13 protein-coding genes and 1 riboswitch are annotated in these 13,763 nt (G+C 72.3%); of the genes, 7 read left to right on the top strand and 6 right to left on the bottom strand.

Going from position 1 to position 13,763, the window contains the following annotated elements:
* Positions 1-65: 65 nt before the first annotated feature.
* Positions 66-251 (top strand): hypothetical protein, encoded by a 186-nt coding sequence (locus tag KBX00_RS27800; protein WP_093407489.1) that lies wholly within the window; start codon positions 66-68, stop codon positions 249-251.
* Between the two features lie 101 nt (positions 252-352).
* On the opposite strand, the gene gndA is transcribed toward KBX00_RS27800, so the two are convergent.
* Positions 353-1,798 carry an NADP-dependent phosphogluconate dehydrogenase gene (gndA, locus tag KBX00_RS27795; RefSeq protein ID WP_210831016.1) on the bottom strand — a complete coding sequence of 482 codons (1,446 nt, stop codon included), beginning with the start codon at positions 1,796-1,798 and terminating at the stop codon, positions 353-355.
* A 401-nt stretch (positions 1,799-2,199) separates the two neighbouring features.
* Between gndA and KBX00_RS27790 the strand changes: the two genes are divergently transcribed.
* Positions 2,200-2,424 carry a hypothetical protein gene (locus tag KBX00_RS27790; protein ID WP_210831015.1) on the top strand — a complete coding sequence of 75 codons (225 nt, stop codon included), beginning with the start codon at positions 2,200-2,202 and terminating at the stop codon, positions 2,422-2,424.
* A gap of 98 nt (positions 2,425-2,522) precedes the next feature.
* On the opposite strand, the gene KBX00_RS27785 is transcribed toward KBX00_RS27790, so the two are convergent.
* From KBX00_RS27785 to KBX00_RS27765, 5 genes are all read right to left on the bottom strand, one after another.
* Positions 2,523-3,029: a hypothetical protein gene (locus KBX00_RS27785; protein ID WP_307869095.1), complete on the bottom strand. Its 507-nt coding sequence runs from the start codon at positions 3,027-3,029 to the stop codon at positions 2,523-2,525.
* Positions 3,026-4,741, bottom strand: coding sequence for a PHP domain-containing protein (locus KBX00_RS27780; protein ID WP_210831013.1), 1,716 nt, complete (start codon positions 4,739-4,741; stop codon positions 3,026-3,028). The genes KBX00_RS27785 and KBX00_RS27780 overlap by 4 nt, the downstream gene beginning before the upstream one ends.
* 144 nt (positions 4,742-4,885) lie before the next feature.
* Complete coding sequence (locus KBX00_RS27775; protein ID WP_210831012.1) at positions 4,886-5,686, bottom strand: energy-coupling factor transporter transmembrane protein EcfT; 801 nt, start codon at positions 5,684-5,686, stop codon at positions 4,886-4,888.
* Positions 5,683-7,149, bottom strand: a complete 1,467-nt coding sequence (locus tag KBX00_RS27770) for an ABC transporter ATP-binding protein (RefSeq protein ID WP_374225379.1) — start codon at positions 7,147-7,149, stop codon at positions 5,683-5,685. The genes KBX00_RS27775 and KBX00_RS27770 overlap by 4 nt, the downstream gene beginning before the upstream one ends.
* A 66-nt stretch (positions 7,150-7,215) precedes the next feature.
* Positions 7,216-7,806 (bottom strand): ECF transporter S component, encoded by a 591-nt coding sequence (locus tag KBX00_RS27765; RefSeq protein WP_374225378.1) that lies wholly within the window; start codon positions 7,804-7,806, stop codon positions 7,216-7,218.
* Between the two features lie 72 nt (positions 7,807-7,878).
* Positions 7,879-7,984: riboswitch (TPP riboswitch) on the bottom strand.
* A gap of 332 nt (positions 7,985-8,316) precedes the next feature.
* Here KBX00_RS27765 and KBX00_RS27760 point away from each other — a divergent pair.
* The 5 genes from KBX00_RS27760 to KBX00_RS27740 all read left to right on the top strand — a co-directional run.
* Positions 8,317-9,258: a permease gene (locus tag KBX00_RS27760; protein ID WP_210831035.1), complete on the top strand. Its 942-nt coding sequence runs from the start codon at positions 8,317-8,319 to the stop codon at positions 9,256-9,258.
* Positions 9,255-10,106: a TIGR03943 family protein gene (locus KBX00_RS27755; RefSeq protein WP_210831010.1), complete on the top strand. Its 852-nt coding sequence runs from the start codon at positions 9,255-9,257 to the stop codon at positions 10,104-10,106. Before KBX00_RS27760 ends, KBX00_RS27755 begins: the two co-directional genes overlap by 4 nt.
* A gap of 106 nt (positions 10,107-10,212) precedes the next feature.
* Complete coding sequence (locus tag KBX00_RS27750) at positions 10,213-11,043, top strand: alpha/beta fold hydrolase (protein ID WP_210831009.1); 831 nt, start codon at positions 10,213-10,215, stop codon at positions 11,041-11,043.
* A gap of 108 nt (positions 11,044-11,151) precedes the next feature.
* Positions 11,152-11,652: a DUF6328 family protein gene (locus tag KBX00_RS27745; RefSeq protein ID WP_210831008.1), complete on the top strand. Its 501-nt coding sequence runs from the start codon at positions 11,152-11,154 to the stop codon at positions 11,650-11,652.
* A 108-nt stretch (positions 11,653-11,760) separates the two neighbouring features.
* Positions 11,761-13,763: acyl-CoA dehydrogenase family protein (locus tag KBX00_RS27740; RefSeq protein WP_307869094.1), on the top strand; the 2,003-nt coding region annotated here is incomplete at its 3' end.

The following is a 13,763-nucleotide window of genomic DNA, read 5'->3' as shown; positions in this document are numbered from 1 at the left end:
GCGCATAGCGGGCGGCCACGCTGGGTATGACCTCTGGCAGCAGCCACTGACGGAGGTGAACCCATATGATCCGCAAGCGCATCGGGCAGTGGGCGGTGATGGCCATCGCGGTACCGGTCGCCGCCGCCGGAGCCCGGAAACTCAGCCACACGCTGGAGTCTCGACGTGGCCCCAACCGGGCCACCCGACTGCTCAACAAGGGCGCCGACCTGATCCGCCCGCAGCAGGCCAAGCGCCGCCGCTTCTTCTGACGCGACCGGCGCGACCGGTAGCCCCGCACTACGGCATCTCGCGGTATCCCTCGACGGGGATACCGCGAGATGCGGTGTATCGGGAGATGCCGGCGTCGAGGTCAGGCCTCGACCTCGGCACGGTCGGGGGTGGCCCACAGAGTGTGGAACGAGCCGTCCCGGTCGACCCGGCGGTAGGTGTGCGCCCCGAAGTTGTCGCGCAGTCCCTGGATCAGTGCGGCCGGCAGCCGGTCCGCCCGCAGCGCGTCGAAGTACGCCAACGACGACGCGAACGCCGGAGCCGGAACGCCCGCCCGGGCCGCCTCCGCCACCACCCGACGCCAGCTCGGTACGCCGTCGCGCACGGTGTCGGCGAACCACGGTGCCACCAGCAGGGTGGGCAGCTCCGGCTGCTCGTCGTACGCCTGCCGGATGCGGTCCAGGAAGCGGGCCCGGATGATGCAGCCACCGCGCCAGATGGTCGCCGTGCCGCCCAGGTCGATGCCCCAGTCGTACTCGGCGCTGCCGGCGCGGATCTGGTCGAAGCCCTGGGCGTACGCGACGATCTTCGAGGCCAGCAGCGCCCGGCGTACGTCCTCGATGAACGCCTCGCGGTCGCTGACCTGCCACTTCTCGCCGCTACCGGTGAAGGCCCGCTGCGCGGCCTCGCGCTGACCGACATGCCCGGACAGCGACCGGGCGAAGGTGGCCTCGGCGATGCCGGTGATCGGGATGCCCAGATCAAGGGCGATCTGGACGGTCCAGCGGCCGGTGCCCTTCTGCTCGGCCCGATCCTGCACCACGTCCACGAACGGCTCGCCGGTGGCCGCGTCGGTGTGCGCCAGCACGTCGGCGGTGATCTCGATCAGGAACGACTCCAACTCGCCGGAGTTCCACTCCCGGAAGATCTGCGCGATCTCTGCCGGCTCCGCGCCCAGCCCGGCCCGCAGCAGGTCGTACGCCTCGGCGATGAGCTGCATGTCGGCGTACTCGATGCCGTTGTGGACCATCTTGACGAAGTGCCCGGCGCCGTCCGGCCCCACGTGCTGGCAGCAGGGCACGCCCTCGACCTGCGCGGCGATCTTCTCGAAGATCGGTCCGAGTTTGCGGTACGACTCGGCCGAGCCGCCCGGCATGATGCTCGGCCCCCACAGCGCGCCCTCCTCGCCACCGGAGACACCGGTGCCGACGAAGTGCAGGCCGTGCGCCCGCAGCGCCTCCTCGCGGCGGCGGGTGTCGGCGAAGTGCGCGTTGCCGCAGTCGATGATGATGTCACCCGCCTCCAGCAGCGGCACCAGCTCGTCGATCACCGCGTCGGTGGGACCGCCCGCCTTGACCATGATGATCACCGCGCGGGGGCGCTCCAGCGCGGCGACGAAGTCCGCCAGGGACTCCGTCGGGACGAAGGTGCCCTCGTCGCCGTGCTCCGCCACCAGCGACCGGGTCCGTTCCGGCGAGCGGTTGTGCAACGCCACGGTGAATCCGTTGCGGGCCAGGTTGCGGGCCAGGTTGCGGCCCATCACCGCCAGCCCGGTCACACCGATCTGCGCCGTAGCCCGATCCGCCATCCTCGTCGCCACCTTCCGCCGTCTACCTGTAGTGCTGCGACCGTATCGCGGCACCGGGTCGCCGTGCGCCGTCCCCCCACCGCTGGTCATCAGGTGGTCGCCCAGCGCACGACGATCCCTTCGCGGACCGGTGGTGAAATTCGGATGCGCCCACGTCACCGGCCCCGATAGCGTGCGGGTATGCGCTACTGACGCCCCTTCACCGAGCCGGGTTCGCCGCCGCCGTGCCGCGACCCGTGGGCTCCCGGGCGTCCGCGTGTGGCCATCCGTCGTCGGCGGTGGCGTCCTCCGTGGCCGGTCCCGGGCAGCAGTCCGAACCGTTCACGACCGTCCCTGGTGGCGGTTCTCACGACGCGGTCGACCGACCCTCAGCCGGTCGCCGGCCGAGCGAGGAGGCACAGATGCCCGCCAAGCGAAGTTCCCGGAAATCCCGCCCCGACCGTCACTCGGCCGAACTCGCCGCCCTCACACCGGCGAACCTGGACGACGTCGCGATCGCGCCGGTGCCCACCCTGCCGGCCGTACGGCCAGCACCGAAGGCGGGTCCGCCGCCGGCCGGCAGCTCCGCTGTCGGACGCGGCCAACGGACCGGCCAGGTCCGCCGCTACGCCTTCCGACGTAGCTGAGCCCCGCGAGGGCCGGGCGCGCGTCGGTACGCGCACCCGGCCCCTGCCCTTCCGCGTCGCGCCGGTGCCGGGCGCCACGGTCGGAGGATCACCGGAGTTCAGTGACCGGCACAGCACGGCGTGGGGTCGGGCACCTCGAACGGGGCCAGACCGCCCGCGTGGTGCGGCATGGTGACCAGGACCAGTTCGCCGTCCTGCCACTGTGGCCGGACGAAGTCCCGGGTGTGCACGAGCGTGTCCGGAGTCACCGGTGCCCCACCCAGCGCCACCACCCGCGCGACCGCCCCGGCGGCGAGCAGCTCGCCGACGGTGAGGGCGCCGACCAGCCGCTCTGCGCCCGGGAAACGCACCGCCCGGCCGGATCGGCGGGCGGCGTGTTCGCCGGCTGCCCGGGCCGCCGCGGCCCGCAGTTCGGGCGGGGTGGCCGCCAGCTCCGCGAGCCGCTCGGCCGCCGGGCCGGCCACACTCAGCGCCACATGCGGGTACGGCTCGGCGACCAGGTGGGTGCAGGCGACCAGGTCCGGACCGAGCCCGGTCACCTGCTCGGTGAGCCAGTGGTCGGCCTCCCGCAGGGTGCGATGCCCCAGGCTGAGGCCGACGATCACCTCGGCAGAATCCAGATCGGGTTCGCGTAGAACCACAGGTCCTCCCACGGGTTGGCGGCGCCGGCGACGTCCAACGCGGGACCGAACGGGTCGACTGCCGCACCCATCAGACCGGGCTGGCTGCGCTTGCCGTCGGTACCCCGGATCCGCAGGTAGAACGGCTGATCCACCCGGCCGAAGGAGTAGCTGAAGGAGACCCGGCCGGTTCGCCTGGTCACCTCGAAGGACTTGACCACCTTCGTCTTCGGGGCGGTGAAGCTGTCCTGGTCGGCGACCGGGCCGGTCACCCGCCCGGCGATCACGTCGACGCGGGCGAGCACCGGCACGAACTGCGACCAGTTCGGGATGTCGGCCAGGTCCACGTCGATGGTCACCTCGACGGAGGTGCCGCGCCGGACCCGCAGCACCCCGCCGAGCGGCGTGCCGGAGTTGGCCCGCCGGTCACCGGCGACGCGGGCGCGCACGTCCAGCCCCTTGATCAGACCGCCGTGGTCGACCCAGACCCGGCCGGCCCGCAGGCCGTCCATGACCGCCCGGTAGCCGAAGCTGCTCGCCCCGACGTGGGTACGGCTGTACTGGCCCGGCCAGTAGTCACCGGCGTCGGTGATCACCGGTCCGTGGACCGGGTCCTCGTACCTGCCGTTGAGGTTGAAGTCGCTGCCCGGGCCCCGCTGCGAGGTGTCCAGGTAGTTGACGTGCGAGTCGGAGTTGGCGCTGATCCACCAGGCCCGGCCCTCGGCGAGCAGGCTGTCCCAGAGCCCGCCGACCGTCGAGGTCATCCAGTCGAACCCGCCCCAGGTGCGGTAGCTCTCCAGCGGGTAGCCGGAGAACGAGTTGGGCGACGGGTTGTTGTCGTAGTAGCCGCGCGCCCGGCCGCCGCTGTCCCGTGGCAGGCCGGCGGCCTGGTGGCCCGGTGCGCCCTCCATCCCGATGGCGACGCTCGGGTCGGCGTCGCGCCAGGCCCGGATCTCGTGCGGCGAGTCGATGCCCCGCCGGGCGGGGTGGTTGGCCAGGAAGAGCGCGCCCTCGACGCGACGCTTGCGGACCGCCTCACCGAGGAACTTGATGCCGGCGATGGCCAGCGCCTCGTTGGCCGGGGTGTTGTCGCCGGCGTTGCGGACGCTGCCGTCGAAGGAGTTCTCGAACTCCTTGAGCACGGCGACCTCGTCGCGTCCGGGGTGCACGAAGACCGTGGCGTGCTCGGCCGCCGGGATGTTCCACTCCAGGCCCTGGTAGATCAGCAGGTCCTTGAGCCGGGACCGGGCAGCGACGATGTCCGGGTTGACCTTCTCCACGCCGATCTTCGCGTGCGTTGCGCTGCCGTGGTCGGTCACGACCATCCAGTCCAGGTCGTACGCCCGGGCGTGCCGGGCCTGGTCGATCACCCGGTACATGGCGTCGGAGCTGTACTGGGTGTGGATGTGGTGGTCACCCGCCAGCCAGTGGAACCCGCCGGTGCTGCCGTGGTCCCCACCCGGCCCGTGACCGTGACCGTGGTCGTGGCCACCGGCCACGGCCGGGGTACCGGCGGCCAGCACGGTGGTGGCCGCACCGGCACCGAGCAGGCCGGCGTTGCGCAGGAAACCGCGCCGGTTCACCTCGGCCGGCGGCAGGTCGCCGTCGGGGATGGACAGGTCGAGTGCCGGGGGTACGTCGGTGCCGGTGGCGGCGTCGTGCCCGTGATCGTGATGGTGCGCGTGGCCGTGGCCCATCTGCTGCTCCAGTTTGATCGAGGAGTCGTCGCAGGCCAATCTGGTCGCAGCGGGGGAACGCCGCGTGTCACCCTCGCGGCGAACGTGCGAACATGCGATCCCGAGCATGTGTGGCTTCGGTCGGGTCGGCGGTGGTGGTGCGGGTCAGCCGATCAGCGGCCGGAAGGTGCCGAGCAGCACGCTGGCGGCGAGCGCGGCCCCGCCGGTCGCCGCCGCGCCGGCGACGAGCAGCCAGTCGGCCGCCACGAAGCGCTGTCGGCGGGCGAAGGTGCGCGGCACGCCGCTGTCGAAGCCCCGGGCGTCCATCGCCACGGCGAGCCGGGTGCCCCGCCGGATCGCACCGACCAGCAGCGCGAACGCCGTCGAGACGAACAGTCGCAGCCGGGCCACCGGACTACGTCCGGCCTCGACGCCGCGTGCCCGGCGGGCCATGGTGATCATCTGCCACTCCTGGCCGAGCAGGGGTACCAACCGGAACGCCGCCAGCGCGCCGATGGCGAACCGGGCGGGTGCCTTGGCGTTCTGCACCAGCGCGTCGGCCAGGTCTGTCGGGTCGGTGGTGGCGAAGACGATCACGCCGGGCAGCGCCACCGCGAACAGCCGCAGCACCAGACCGAGCGCGGTGGCCAGCACCCCCGAGGTCACCACGATCGGCCCGGCGTCGAGCAGTACGCGGCCCGACCGGTCGGCGGCGAAGAGCACAAGCGTGACCAGGATGCCGCCGGCGGCGGCCAGCAGCGGCCAGGCCCGTCGGGCCAACAGCCCCAGGCGCACTCCGAACAGCGGCAGCACCGCAAGCTCCACGGCGATCGCGATGGCCGGGGTGACCGGGTCCAGCGTGGTCATCAGCGGAAGCGCGAAGAGCATCGCCGCCGCCAGCTTGGCCACCGGATTGCGCCGGGCCAGCGGCGCGCCCGGCCGGGCGATCGGCTCCAGGGTGATCATCTCGACTCCGGGTCGCCGTCGGGGGGCGTAAGGCTCAGCGTGCGGTCGGCCAGCGCGGCCACGAACTCGGCGTCGTGGGTGACGGTGACCAGGCCGTGCCCGGCGTCGCGCAGGTCGGCGAGAAGATCCACAAGTTCCCGCCAGGTGCGCCGGTCCTGGCCGAAGGTGGGTTCGTCGCAGATCAGCAGGCGGGGCGCGGTGGCCAGGGCGGTCGCCACGCTCAGCCGCCGCGCCTCGCCACCGGAGAGGGTGTACGGGTTGGCGGCGGCGAGTCGATCCAGCCGCAACCGACCCAGCAACTCCGCCACGCGGTCGTGGACCGTCGACTCGGGCACCCCGGTCCGCCGCGGCCCCAGAGCCAGTTCGTCGAAGACCGTGCCGGTGACGAACTGGTGTTCGGGATTCTGGAACACCGACCCGATCCGGCGGGTCAGTGCCGGCGCCCGCCAACGGTGTGGCGCGGTCCGCGAGTGCGCTCCGGCCAGTTCCGGGCTCGCCGTCAGTTGCCCGGTGCCCGGCCGGAGGAGCCCGCCGAGCAGCAGCGCCAGGGTGGACTTCCCGGCACCGTTGCGCCCGAGCACGGCGAGCGCCTCACCGGCGCGTACGGTCAGGTCGGTGGGGGAGAGCCGGGGCGGCTGGCCGAGCCGTTCGGCGGTGAGCAGCACCTCGCCGGCCGGACCGGCGGCCCGGCGCGGTGGGATCGTGCGGCCGGGCACCCAGACCCCCTCGGCGGCGAGGGCGTCGCCGTGCGCGGCGAAGACCGCCTCCGGCGGGCCGTCGGCGCGCACGCCGCCGCCGGGTTCGAGCACCACCACCCGGTCGACCAGGGGCAGCGCCTCGGCCACCCGGTGTTCGACCAGGATCAGGGTGGTGTCGGCGTCGACCGCCCGGGCGAGCGCGGCGCGGATCAGGGCGGCACCGGCCGGGTCGAGGTTGGCGGTTGGTTCGTCCAGCAGTAGCAGGCCGGGACGCAACGCCAGTACGCCGGCCAGGGCAAGGCGCTGCTGTTCGCCGCCGGACAGTGCCGCGGTGGGCCGGTCCCGGTGGTACGGGAAGCCGACCCGGTGCAGTGCCTCGTCCACCCGGTGCCAGATCTGTCCGGTCGGCACGCCCCGGTTCTCCAGCCCGAACGCCACGTCGTCGCCGCTGCGGGCCATCACGAGTTGGGACTGCGGATCCTGGAAGACGATGCCGACCCCGTCGCGGGCCTCGCCGGCCGGCCGGCCGTCGATCTCGATGGCACCCTCCTGCGCGCCGGAGTCCTCGGGCAGCAGCCCGGCCAGCGCCGCCAGCAACGTGCTCTTGCCGGCTCCCGACGCCCCGAGCAGCAGCACCTTCTCCCCGCGCTCCACCCGCAGCTCAACCCCGCGCAGCGCCCAGTCCCGCCGCCCGCCATGCCGCCACCCGAACCCCCGTACCCACACCCCCGCACCCATCCCACCCTCCTTTCTCTCGTTGATCATGAGGTTGACGGTAGGTCTGAAGATCGGAAATGCCGCCAACCTCATGATCAACGGGATGGATCGCGGTCAGATGAGGGGGCGGTCGCGGGCGGCGGGGAAGCGGTCGAGGACGCCGGTGCGGGTGAGGGCGCGGGTCAGGGCGTGGGCGCCGACACCGGCGATTGCGGTGGCGCTGACGATGGTGAGCAGGGCGTAGGGGAGGCGGTAGGTGGCGATGTCGCGGCCGGCGTTCCAGTAGACGAAGTCGAAGATCGCCGCGCTCAGGCCGGTCAGTGCGCCGGCCAGCAGGGCGGCCGGCAGCCGGTACGAGCGGTAGCGGAAGGCGGCGAACGCCAACTCGGCGCCGAGACCCTGCATCAGCCCCTGCAACAGCACGATGGTGCCCCACTGACTGCCCAGCAGGGCCGAGATGATCGCCGCCAGCAGCTCGCAGTACAGCGACGCACCGGGCTTGCGGATGACCAGGCCGCCGAGGACGGCCGGCACCAGCCAGACTCCGTAGATGAGCGTCTGTGCCGGGGGGAAGAAGCTGAAGGCGCCCTCGGTGGCGCTCCACACCACGCCCCAGGCCCAGAAGATGACGCCGAAGGCGACGGCGATCACCGACGCCACCACGATGTCGACGGTGCGCCAGCGGTTGTTGTCAGTTGTCTGCACGATGATCGCTCCCAGTCCAGATGCGAACCAGGCAAGACGCACGCCCCGTACGGCGGCGCCGGACGGTGGCGGGCTGGAGGTGGACCGAACTCCCTGCGCTGGCATTACCCAGATCAGGTACGGAGGGTCTGCGGGCGGACCCGCACTCTCAGCGCTGTGCGCTCCCCTGTCGGAGGTGTTGTCTGTCCCGCCGACGCTAACACCACGGAAGATCCACCGGCAATGTGATCCACCCAGGTCACGACGGGTGTTCGCGTCCGGCTGGTCCGGTCGCCCGGGTACGCGGGTGAGGCCGGCCGAATCTGTGACATCCATCGACGTCACCAGCGCCGGACGGTAATCTCAGTCCGCCGATCCGCCACGGCCGAAGGGTGACGGGTGACCACAGACACTGACCGGGCCGTGCCGGGCGAACCGGGAGGCCGGGCCTCGGCCGGGGGCGTCGACACCGGAACCCGCCCCCCGGATCCCGCCGGTGCCGAGCCGCCCCGGCGCTGGCTCGGCGACCGGATCGGCTCGGTGGAGATCCTGGCGGCGCTGCTGATCATCCTGATCATCTTTCGGGAGCCGATCGCCGCCGCCCTGGACGATCCCCGCGTCCAGACCTGGACCACCGTCTTCGTCTCGATCATGGTGCAGGCGGTGCCGTTCCTGGTCTTCGGCGTACTGCTCTCCGCCGTGATCGCGGTGTTCGTACCCCGATCCTTCTGGGCGAAGGCGCTGCCCCGGCACCCGGCGTTGGCGGTGCCGGCGGCAAGTGCGGCCGGGGTCGTGCTGCCGGGCTGCGAGTGCGGCTCGGTGCCGATCGCCGGGTCACTGATCCGGCGGGGTGTCACGCCGGCCGCCGCACTGGCGTTCCTGCTCGCCGCCCCGGCGGTCAACCCGATCGTGCTCACCGCCACCGCGGTCGCCTTCCCGAACAATCCCGAGATGGTGCTCGCCCGGGGCGTCGCCAGCCTGATCGTCGCCATGATCATGGGGTGGCTCTGGTTGCGGCTCGGGCGTACCGAGTGGATCCGGATGCCGCGCCGGCCGGAACTGGACGACGCCTCCCGGGGCCGGGCCTTCTGGGCCGCCGTCCGCCACGACGTGACGCACGCCGGTGGCTTCCTGGTCCTCGGCGCGATGGCCGCCGCCAGCATCAACGTGCTGGTGCCGGAGCGGTGGTTGCAGACCCTGGCCGACAACCCGTGGTTGTCGATCCTGGCGCTGGCGCTGCTCGCCGTGCTGCTCTCGCTCTGCTCGGAGGCCGACGCCTTCGTCGCGGCCTCGCTGTCCCAGTTCTCGCTCACGTCCCGACTGGTCTTCCTGGTGGTGGGGCCGATGGTCGATCTCAAGCTGATCTCGATGCAGGCCGGTGTGTTCGGCCGACGCTTCGCCTTCCGGTTCGCACCGACCACCTTCGTGGTGGCCCTGCTGGTCGCCGTCGGCGCCGGGGCGGTGCTGCTGTGAACCGGCAGGCGCAGGCGGTGATCCTGCTGCTGCTCGGCGGCGCGGTGATCCGGGCCAGCGTCACCGACCTCTACCTGCGCTACGTCAAGGAAGGGCTGCGCCCCTTCCTGATCGCCGCCGGCCTGCTGCTGGTCGCCGCGGCGATCATGACCCTCTGGTACGAGCTTCGCCCCGCGGCCCCGCGCGCGCTGGCCCCGACCGGCGATCCCGGCGGCGCTCCCGCCGGTGGCGACGGTGCCGCCGTCGACGGCGGTGTCCCGGCCGGCGGCAGCGTCGACGTCCCGGACGTCGGTGCTGGCGGCCCGGCGGACGGGTCCGGCGCCGGGCACGACGGGCACGGGCACGCCCACCACGAGCCACGGGTCGGTTGGCTGCTGATCCTGCCCGTGCTCGGCCTGCTGCTGGTCGCCCCGCCGGCCCTCGGGTCGTACGCGGCGGGCCAGGCCGGCACCGCCCTGAGCAGTCAGCAGCAGTCGGACTACCCGCCGTTGCCCGAGGGCGACCCGGTGCAGGTGAGTGTCCTGGACTATGCCTCCCGGGCGCTGTTCGACCGGGGCACGTCGATCGGCGACCGGCGGGTGCAACTCACCGGCTTCATCGCCACCGGCCCGGACGGCCAGCCGATCCTGGCCCGGATGGTGCTGTCCTGCTGCGCCGCCGACGGCCGCCCGGTCAAGCTCGGGTTGACCGGTGACGTACCGGCCGGGCTGCCCGACGACAGCTGGGTGGAGGTGACCGGCCGCTACAGCGACCGGCTCGGCCGGGATCCGGTCAACGACGCCGAGATCCCCTATCTGGAGGTCGAGTCCTGGCGGCAGGTGCCCGTCCCCAAGCGCCCGTACGACTGACCGGCCTCGTTCGATACCTACGGTTTCGGCCGGGGTGCGGTGGCCGACGCCGGTCACCCGGCGCCGCTCGTCTGGCGCGGTGCAGCGTGCTCGGTAGGCTGCCGGGATGCGTATCGAGGCCCGGGGTCTGCGGTTCGACGTCGCCACCGGCGGTCCGGAGCAGGGCGAGCCGGTGCTGCTGCTGCACGGTTTCCCGCAGCACTCGGGCGAGTGGGACGGGGTGCTGCCGGCCCTGCACGCCGCCGGTCTGCGCAGCTACGCGCTCAACCAGCGGGGCTACTCGCCGCAGGCCCGGCCCGCCGAAGTCGCGGCGTACCGGCTGGGGGAACTTGTCGCCGACGCGGCTGCGGTGCTGGACGCCCTCGGGGTGCCCGCCGCCCACGTCGTCGGACACGACTGGGGTGCGGTCGTCGGATGGGCGCTGGCCGCGGCCCACCCGGACCGGGTGCGGACGCTGACCACGGTCTCCGTGCCGCATCCGGCCGCCATGGCGTACGCGCTGACCCATGACCCGCAGCAGAAGGCGCGCTCGGCGTACATGCTGTTGTTCCGGCGGCCGGGGGTGGCCGAGAAGACGTTGCTGGCGCTCGGTGCGGCCGGGCTGCGGCGGCTGCTGCGTGGCGTCGGCGACGCCGCCCGGGTGGCCACGTACGCCGATCCGATGCGCGAGCCGGGCGCGCTGACTGCCGCGCTGAACTGGTACCGGGCGATGTCGAAGGCGGACTTGGCGGCGACCGGTCCGGTGCCGGTGCCCACCACGTTCGTCTGGAGCGACGGTGACGTCGCCATCGGGCGGGTCGCCGCGCAGGCGTGTGCCGCGCAGGTGACCGGTGACTTCCGATTCGTCGAACTGGCCGGGATCACCCACTGGATCCCGGACGAGGCGCCGACGCCGCTGGCCGAGGCGATCCTGGCCCGGGTGCGCCCGGCGGTTTGAGTGGGCGGAGAGCGGGCACGGGAATCTTGAACGGGTTTCGGTTCGCACCCGGCGGGGCATCAGCGTGACCGCCGGCGGCGAGGGCCGGCGGAGCCCCGGAGGTCCGCAGTGTCAAAGGAAACCGAGAAGCAGCGGTGGCAGCGCAACTTCGCCGACCTGCTACAGGAATTGCGGGTCGCGCAGACCGGCGTGCAGATCCTCTTCGCCTTCCTGCTGACCCTGCCGTTCAGTGCCGGTTTCGGCGACACCACCCAGTTTCAGCGGGACGTCTACATCGTCGCGCTGCTGGCCGCAGCCGGCGCCACCGCGATGATCATTTCGCCGGTGGCCTTCCACCGGGCGTTGTTCCGGCAGGGGCGTAAACCCGAACTGGTGCGCTTCGCCCACCGGATGGCCAGCGGCGGTCTCGGCTTCATGCTCGTCGCGATGGTGAGTTCGGTGCTGCTGATCACCGACTTCGTGCTCGCCCGACCGGTGGCCTTCCTGCTCAGTGGCGTCGCCGGCCTGTGGTTCCTGACCTTCTGGATGTTCCTGCCGTTCGGCCGTCGCAACTGGGGTGAGGACGACATCGACGACGACGAGGACCCGAGCGGCCTCAACCAGGGCTGAGCCGGCCGCTGCCGCGGATATCCGTGGCTACCATTGGGTAACGAACACGGGTAGCCTGCTGAGCAGGCGGAACAGTCCGACTGTCCGGATCGAGCCCGGGGGTTTGCCGTGGCCATCGCCGAGAATCACCGTCCGTCAGCCACCGACAGCCGTAACGCCGACCCGTCGCCGGAGGCCGCGACCCGGACGTCCACTCCGGACGCCACCGGCCAGGTATCCGAGAAGGAGGCGCGTCAGGTCGCCGAGGCGGCCCGCCAGACCACCTGGGACCGGCCCAGCTTCGGTAAGGAACTCTTCCTGGGGCGGCTGCGACTCGACCTGATCGATCCGTGGCCACGACCGGATCCGGAGGAACAGGCCCGCGCCGAGGAGTTCCTCGGCCGGCTCCGCGACTACGTCGCCAGCGAGGTCGACGGCGCGGCGATCGAACGCGACGCACGCATCCCCGACGAGGTGTTCCAGGGACTGGGCCGGCTGGGCGCCTTCGGCATGAAGATCGGCCGGGAGTACGGCGGGCTCGGCCTGAGCAACCTGCACTACTGCCGGGCGTTGATGCTGGCCGGCTCGGTAAGCCCGGCGATCGGCGCGCTGCTGTCGGCGCACCAGTCGATCGGTGTACCGCAACCGTTGAAGATGTTCGGCAGCGAGGAGCAGAAGCGTCGTTTCCTGCCCCGGCTGGCCGCCGGGGAGGTCTCCGCGTTCCTGCTCACCGAGCCGGACGTGGGCTCCGACCCGGCCCGCCTGGCGACCACCGCCGAGCCGACCCCCGACGGCACCGGCTACCGGATCAACGGCGTGAAACTGTGGGCCACGAACGGCACCGTGGCCACCCAACTCGTGGTGATGGCCCGGGTACCGAAGGCCGACGGGCGTCGTGGCGGCATCACCGCCTTCGTGGTCGACGGTGACGCCGAGGGCATCACGGTCGAGCGGCGCAACGCCTTCCTCGGCCTGCGCGGCCTGGAGAACAGCCTCACCCGCTTCCACGACGTCTTCGTACCAAAGGAGAACGTCATCGGTGGTGAGGGCAAGGGGCTGCGAATCGCCCTGAGCACGCTGACCACCGGCCGGTTGTCGCTGCCCGCGATGTGCGTCGGCGCCGGCAAGTGGGCGTTGAACGTGGCCCGGGAGTGGTCGGCGGAGCGGGTTCAGTGGGGCCGGCCGGTGGGCGAGCACGAGGCCGTCGCCCAGAAGCTCTCCTTCATCGCCGCGACCACGTACGGCATGGAGACCATGCTCGACCTCTGCTGCCTGCTCGCCGACGACGACCGCAACGACATCCGGATCGAGGCAGCGCTGGTCAAGCTGTACGCCAGCGAGATGGCCTGGCGGATCGCCGACGAACTGATCCAGATCCGCGGCGGCCGGGGGTACGAGACGGCCGACTCGCTCGCCGCCCGGGGCGAACGTCCGGCCGCGGTCGAGCAGATGCTCCGCGACCTGCGGATCAACCGGATCTTCGAGGGCTCGACGGAGATCATGCACCTGCTCATCGCCCGCGAGGCCGTCGACGCGCACCTGTCGGTGGCGGGCGACATCATCGACCCCGACGCCGGGCTCGCCCGCAAGGCGAAGGCCGGTGCCCGGGCGGGTGCGTTCTACGCGCGGTGGCTGCCGACCCTGGCGGTCGGCAAGGGGCAGCAGCCCACCGGGTACGGCGAGTTCGGCCCGCTCGCCGGTCATCTGCGATACGTGGAACGTGCCAGTCGGAAGCTGGCCCGGTCCACCTTCTACGCGATGTCCCGCTGGCAGGGAAAGATGGAGCGCAAGCAGGCGTTCCTCGGTCGGGTGGTGGACATCGGCGCGGAACTGTTCGCGATGAGCGCGGTCTGCGTACGCGCCCGCGCCGAGCGCGACACCCGGCCGGAGAACCTGGAACTGGCGGACCTGTTCTGTCGGCAGGCCACGGTCCGGGTCGATGCCCTGTTCACCGCCCTGTGGGAGAACACCGACTCGATCGACGTGACGGCCGCCAAGCGCATCCTCGCCGGCCGCTACGCCGCCCTGGAGGACGGCGTCATCACCCCGCCCGCCGACCTGCCCTGGGTGGCCCCCTGGACCCCCGGCCCCTCCACCGCCCCCGCCGACGCCCGCCGCCGCCTCCCCCCACC

This window comes from Micromonospora sp. C95 (genome assembly GCF_018070465.1).
Classification (GTDB): Bacteria; Actinomycetota; Actinomycetes; order Mycobacteriales; family Micromonosporaceae; genus Micromonospora.
This window is presented reverse-complemented; position numbering and strand designations above follow the sequence as displayed.

Coding starts and splice junctions, on each gene's coding strand:
- KBX00_RS27770 (WP_374225379.1), bottom strand. CDS start 7,149: ATGATCAACGAGAGAAAGGAGGGTGGGATGGGTGCGGGGGTGTGGGTA.
- KBX00_RS27790 (WP_210831015.1), top strand. CDS start 2,200: ATGCCCGCCAAGCGAAGTTCCCGGAAATCCCGCCCCGACCGTCACTCG.
- gndA (WP_210831016.1), bottom strand. CDS start 1,798: ATGGCGGATCGGGCTACGGCGCAGATCGGTGTGACCGGGCTGGCGGTG.
- KBX00_RS27780 (WP_210831013.1), bottom strand. CDS start 4,741: ATGGGCCACGGCCACGCGCACCATCACGATCACGGGCACGACGCCGCC.
- KBX00_RS27775 (WP_210831012.1), bottom strand. CDS start 5,686: ATGATCACCCTGGAGCCGATCGCCCGGCCGGGCGCGCCGCTGGCCCGG.
- KBX00_RS27800 (WP_093407489.1), top strand. CDS start 66: ATGATCCGCAAGCGCATCGGGCAGTGGGCGGTGATGGCCATCGCGGTA.
- KBX00_RS27750 (WP_210831009.1), top strand. CDS start 10,213: ATGCGTATCGAGGCCCGGGGTCTGCGGTTCGACGTCGCCACCGGCGGT.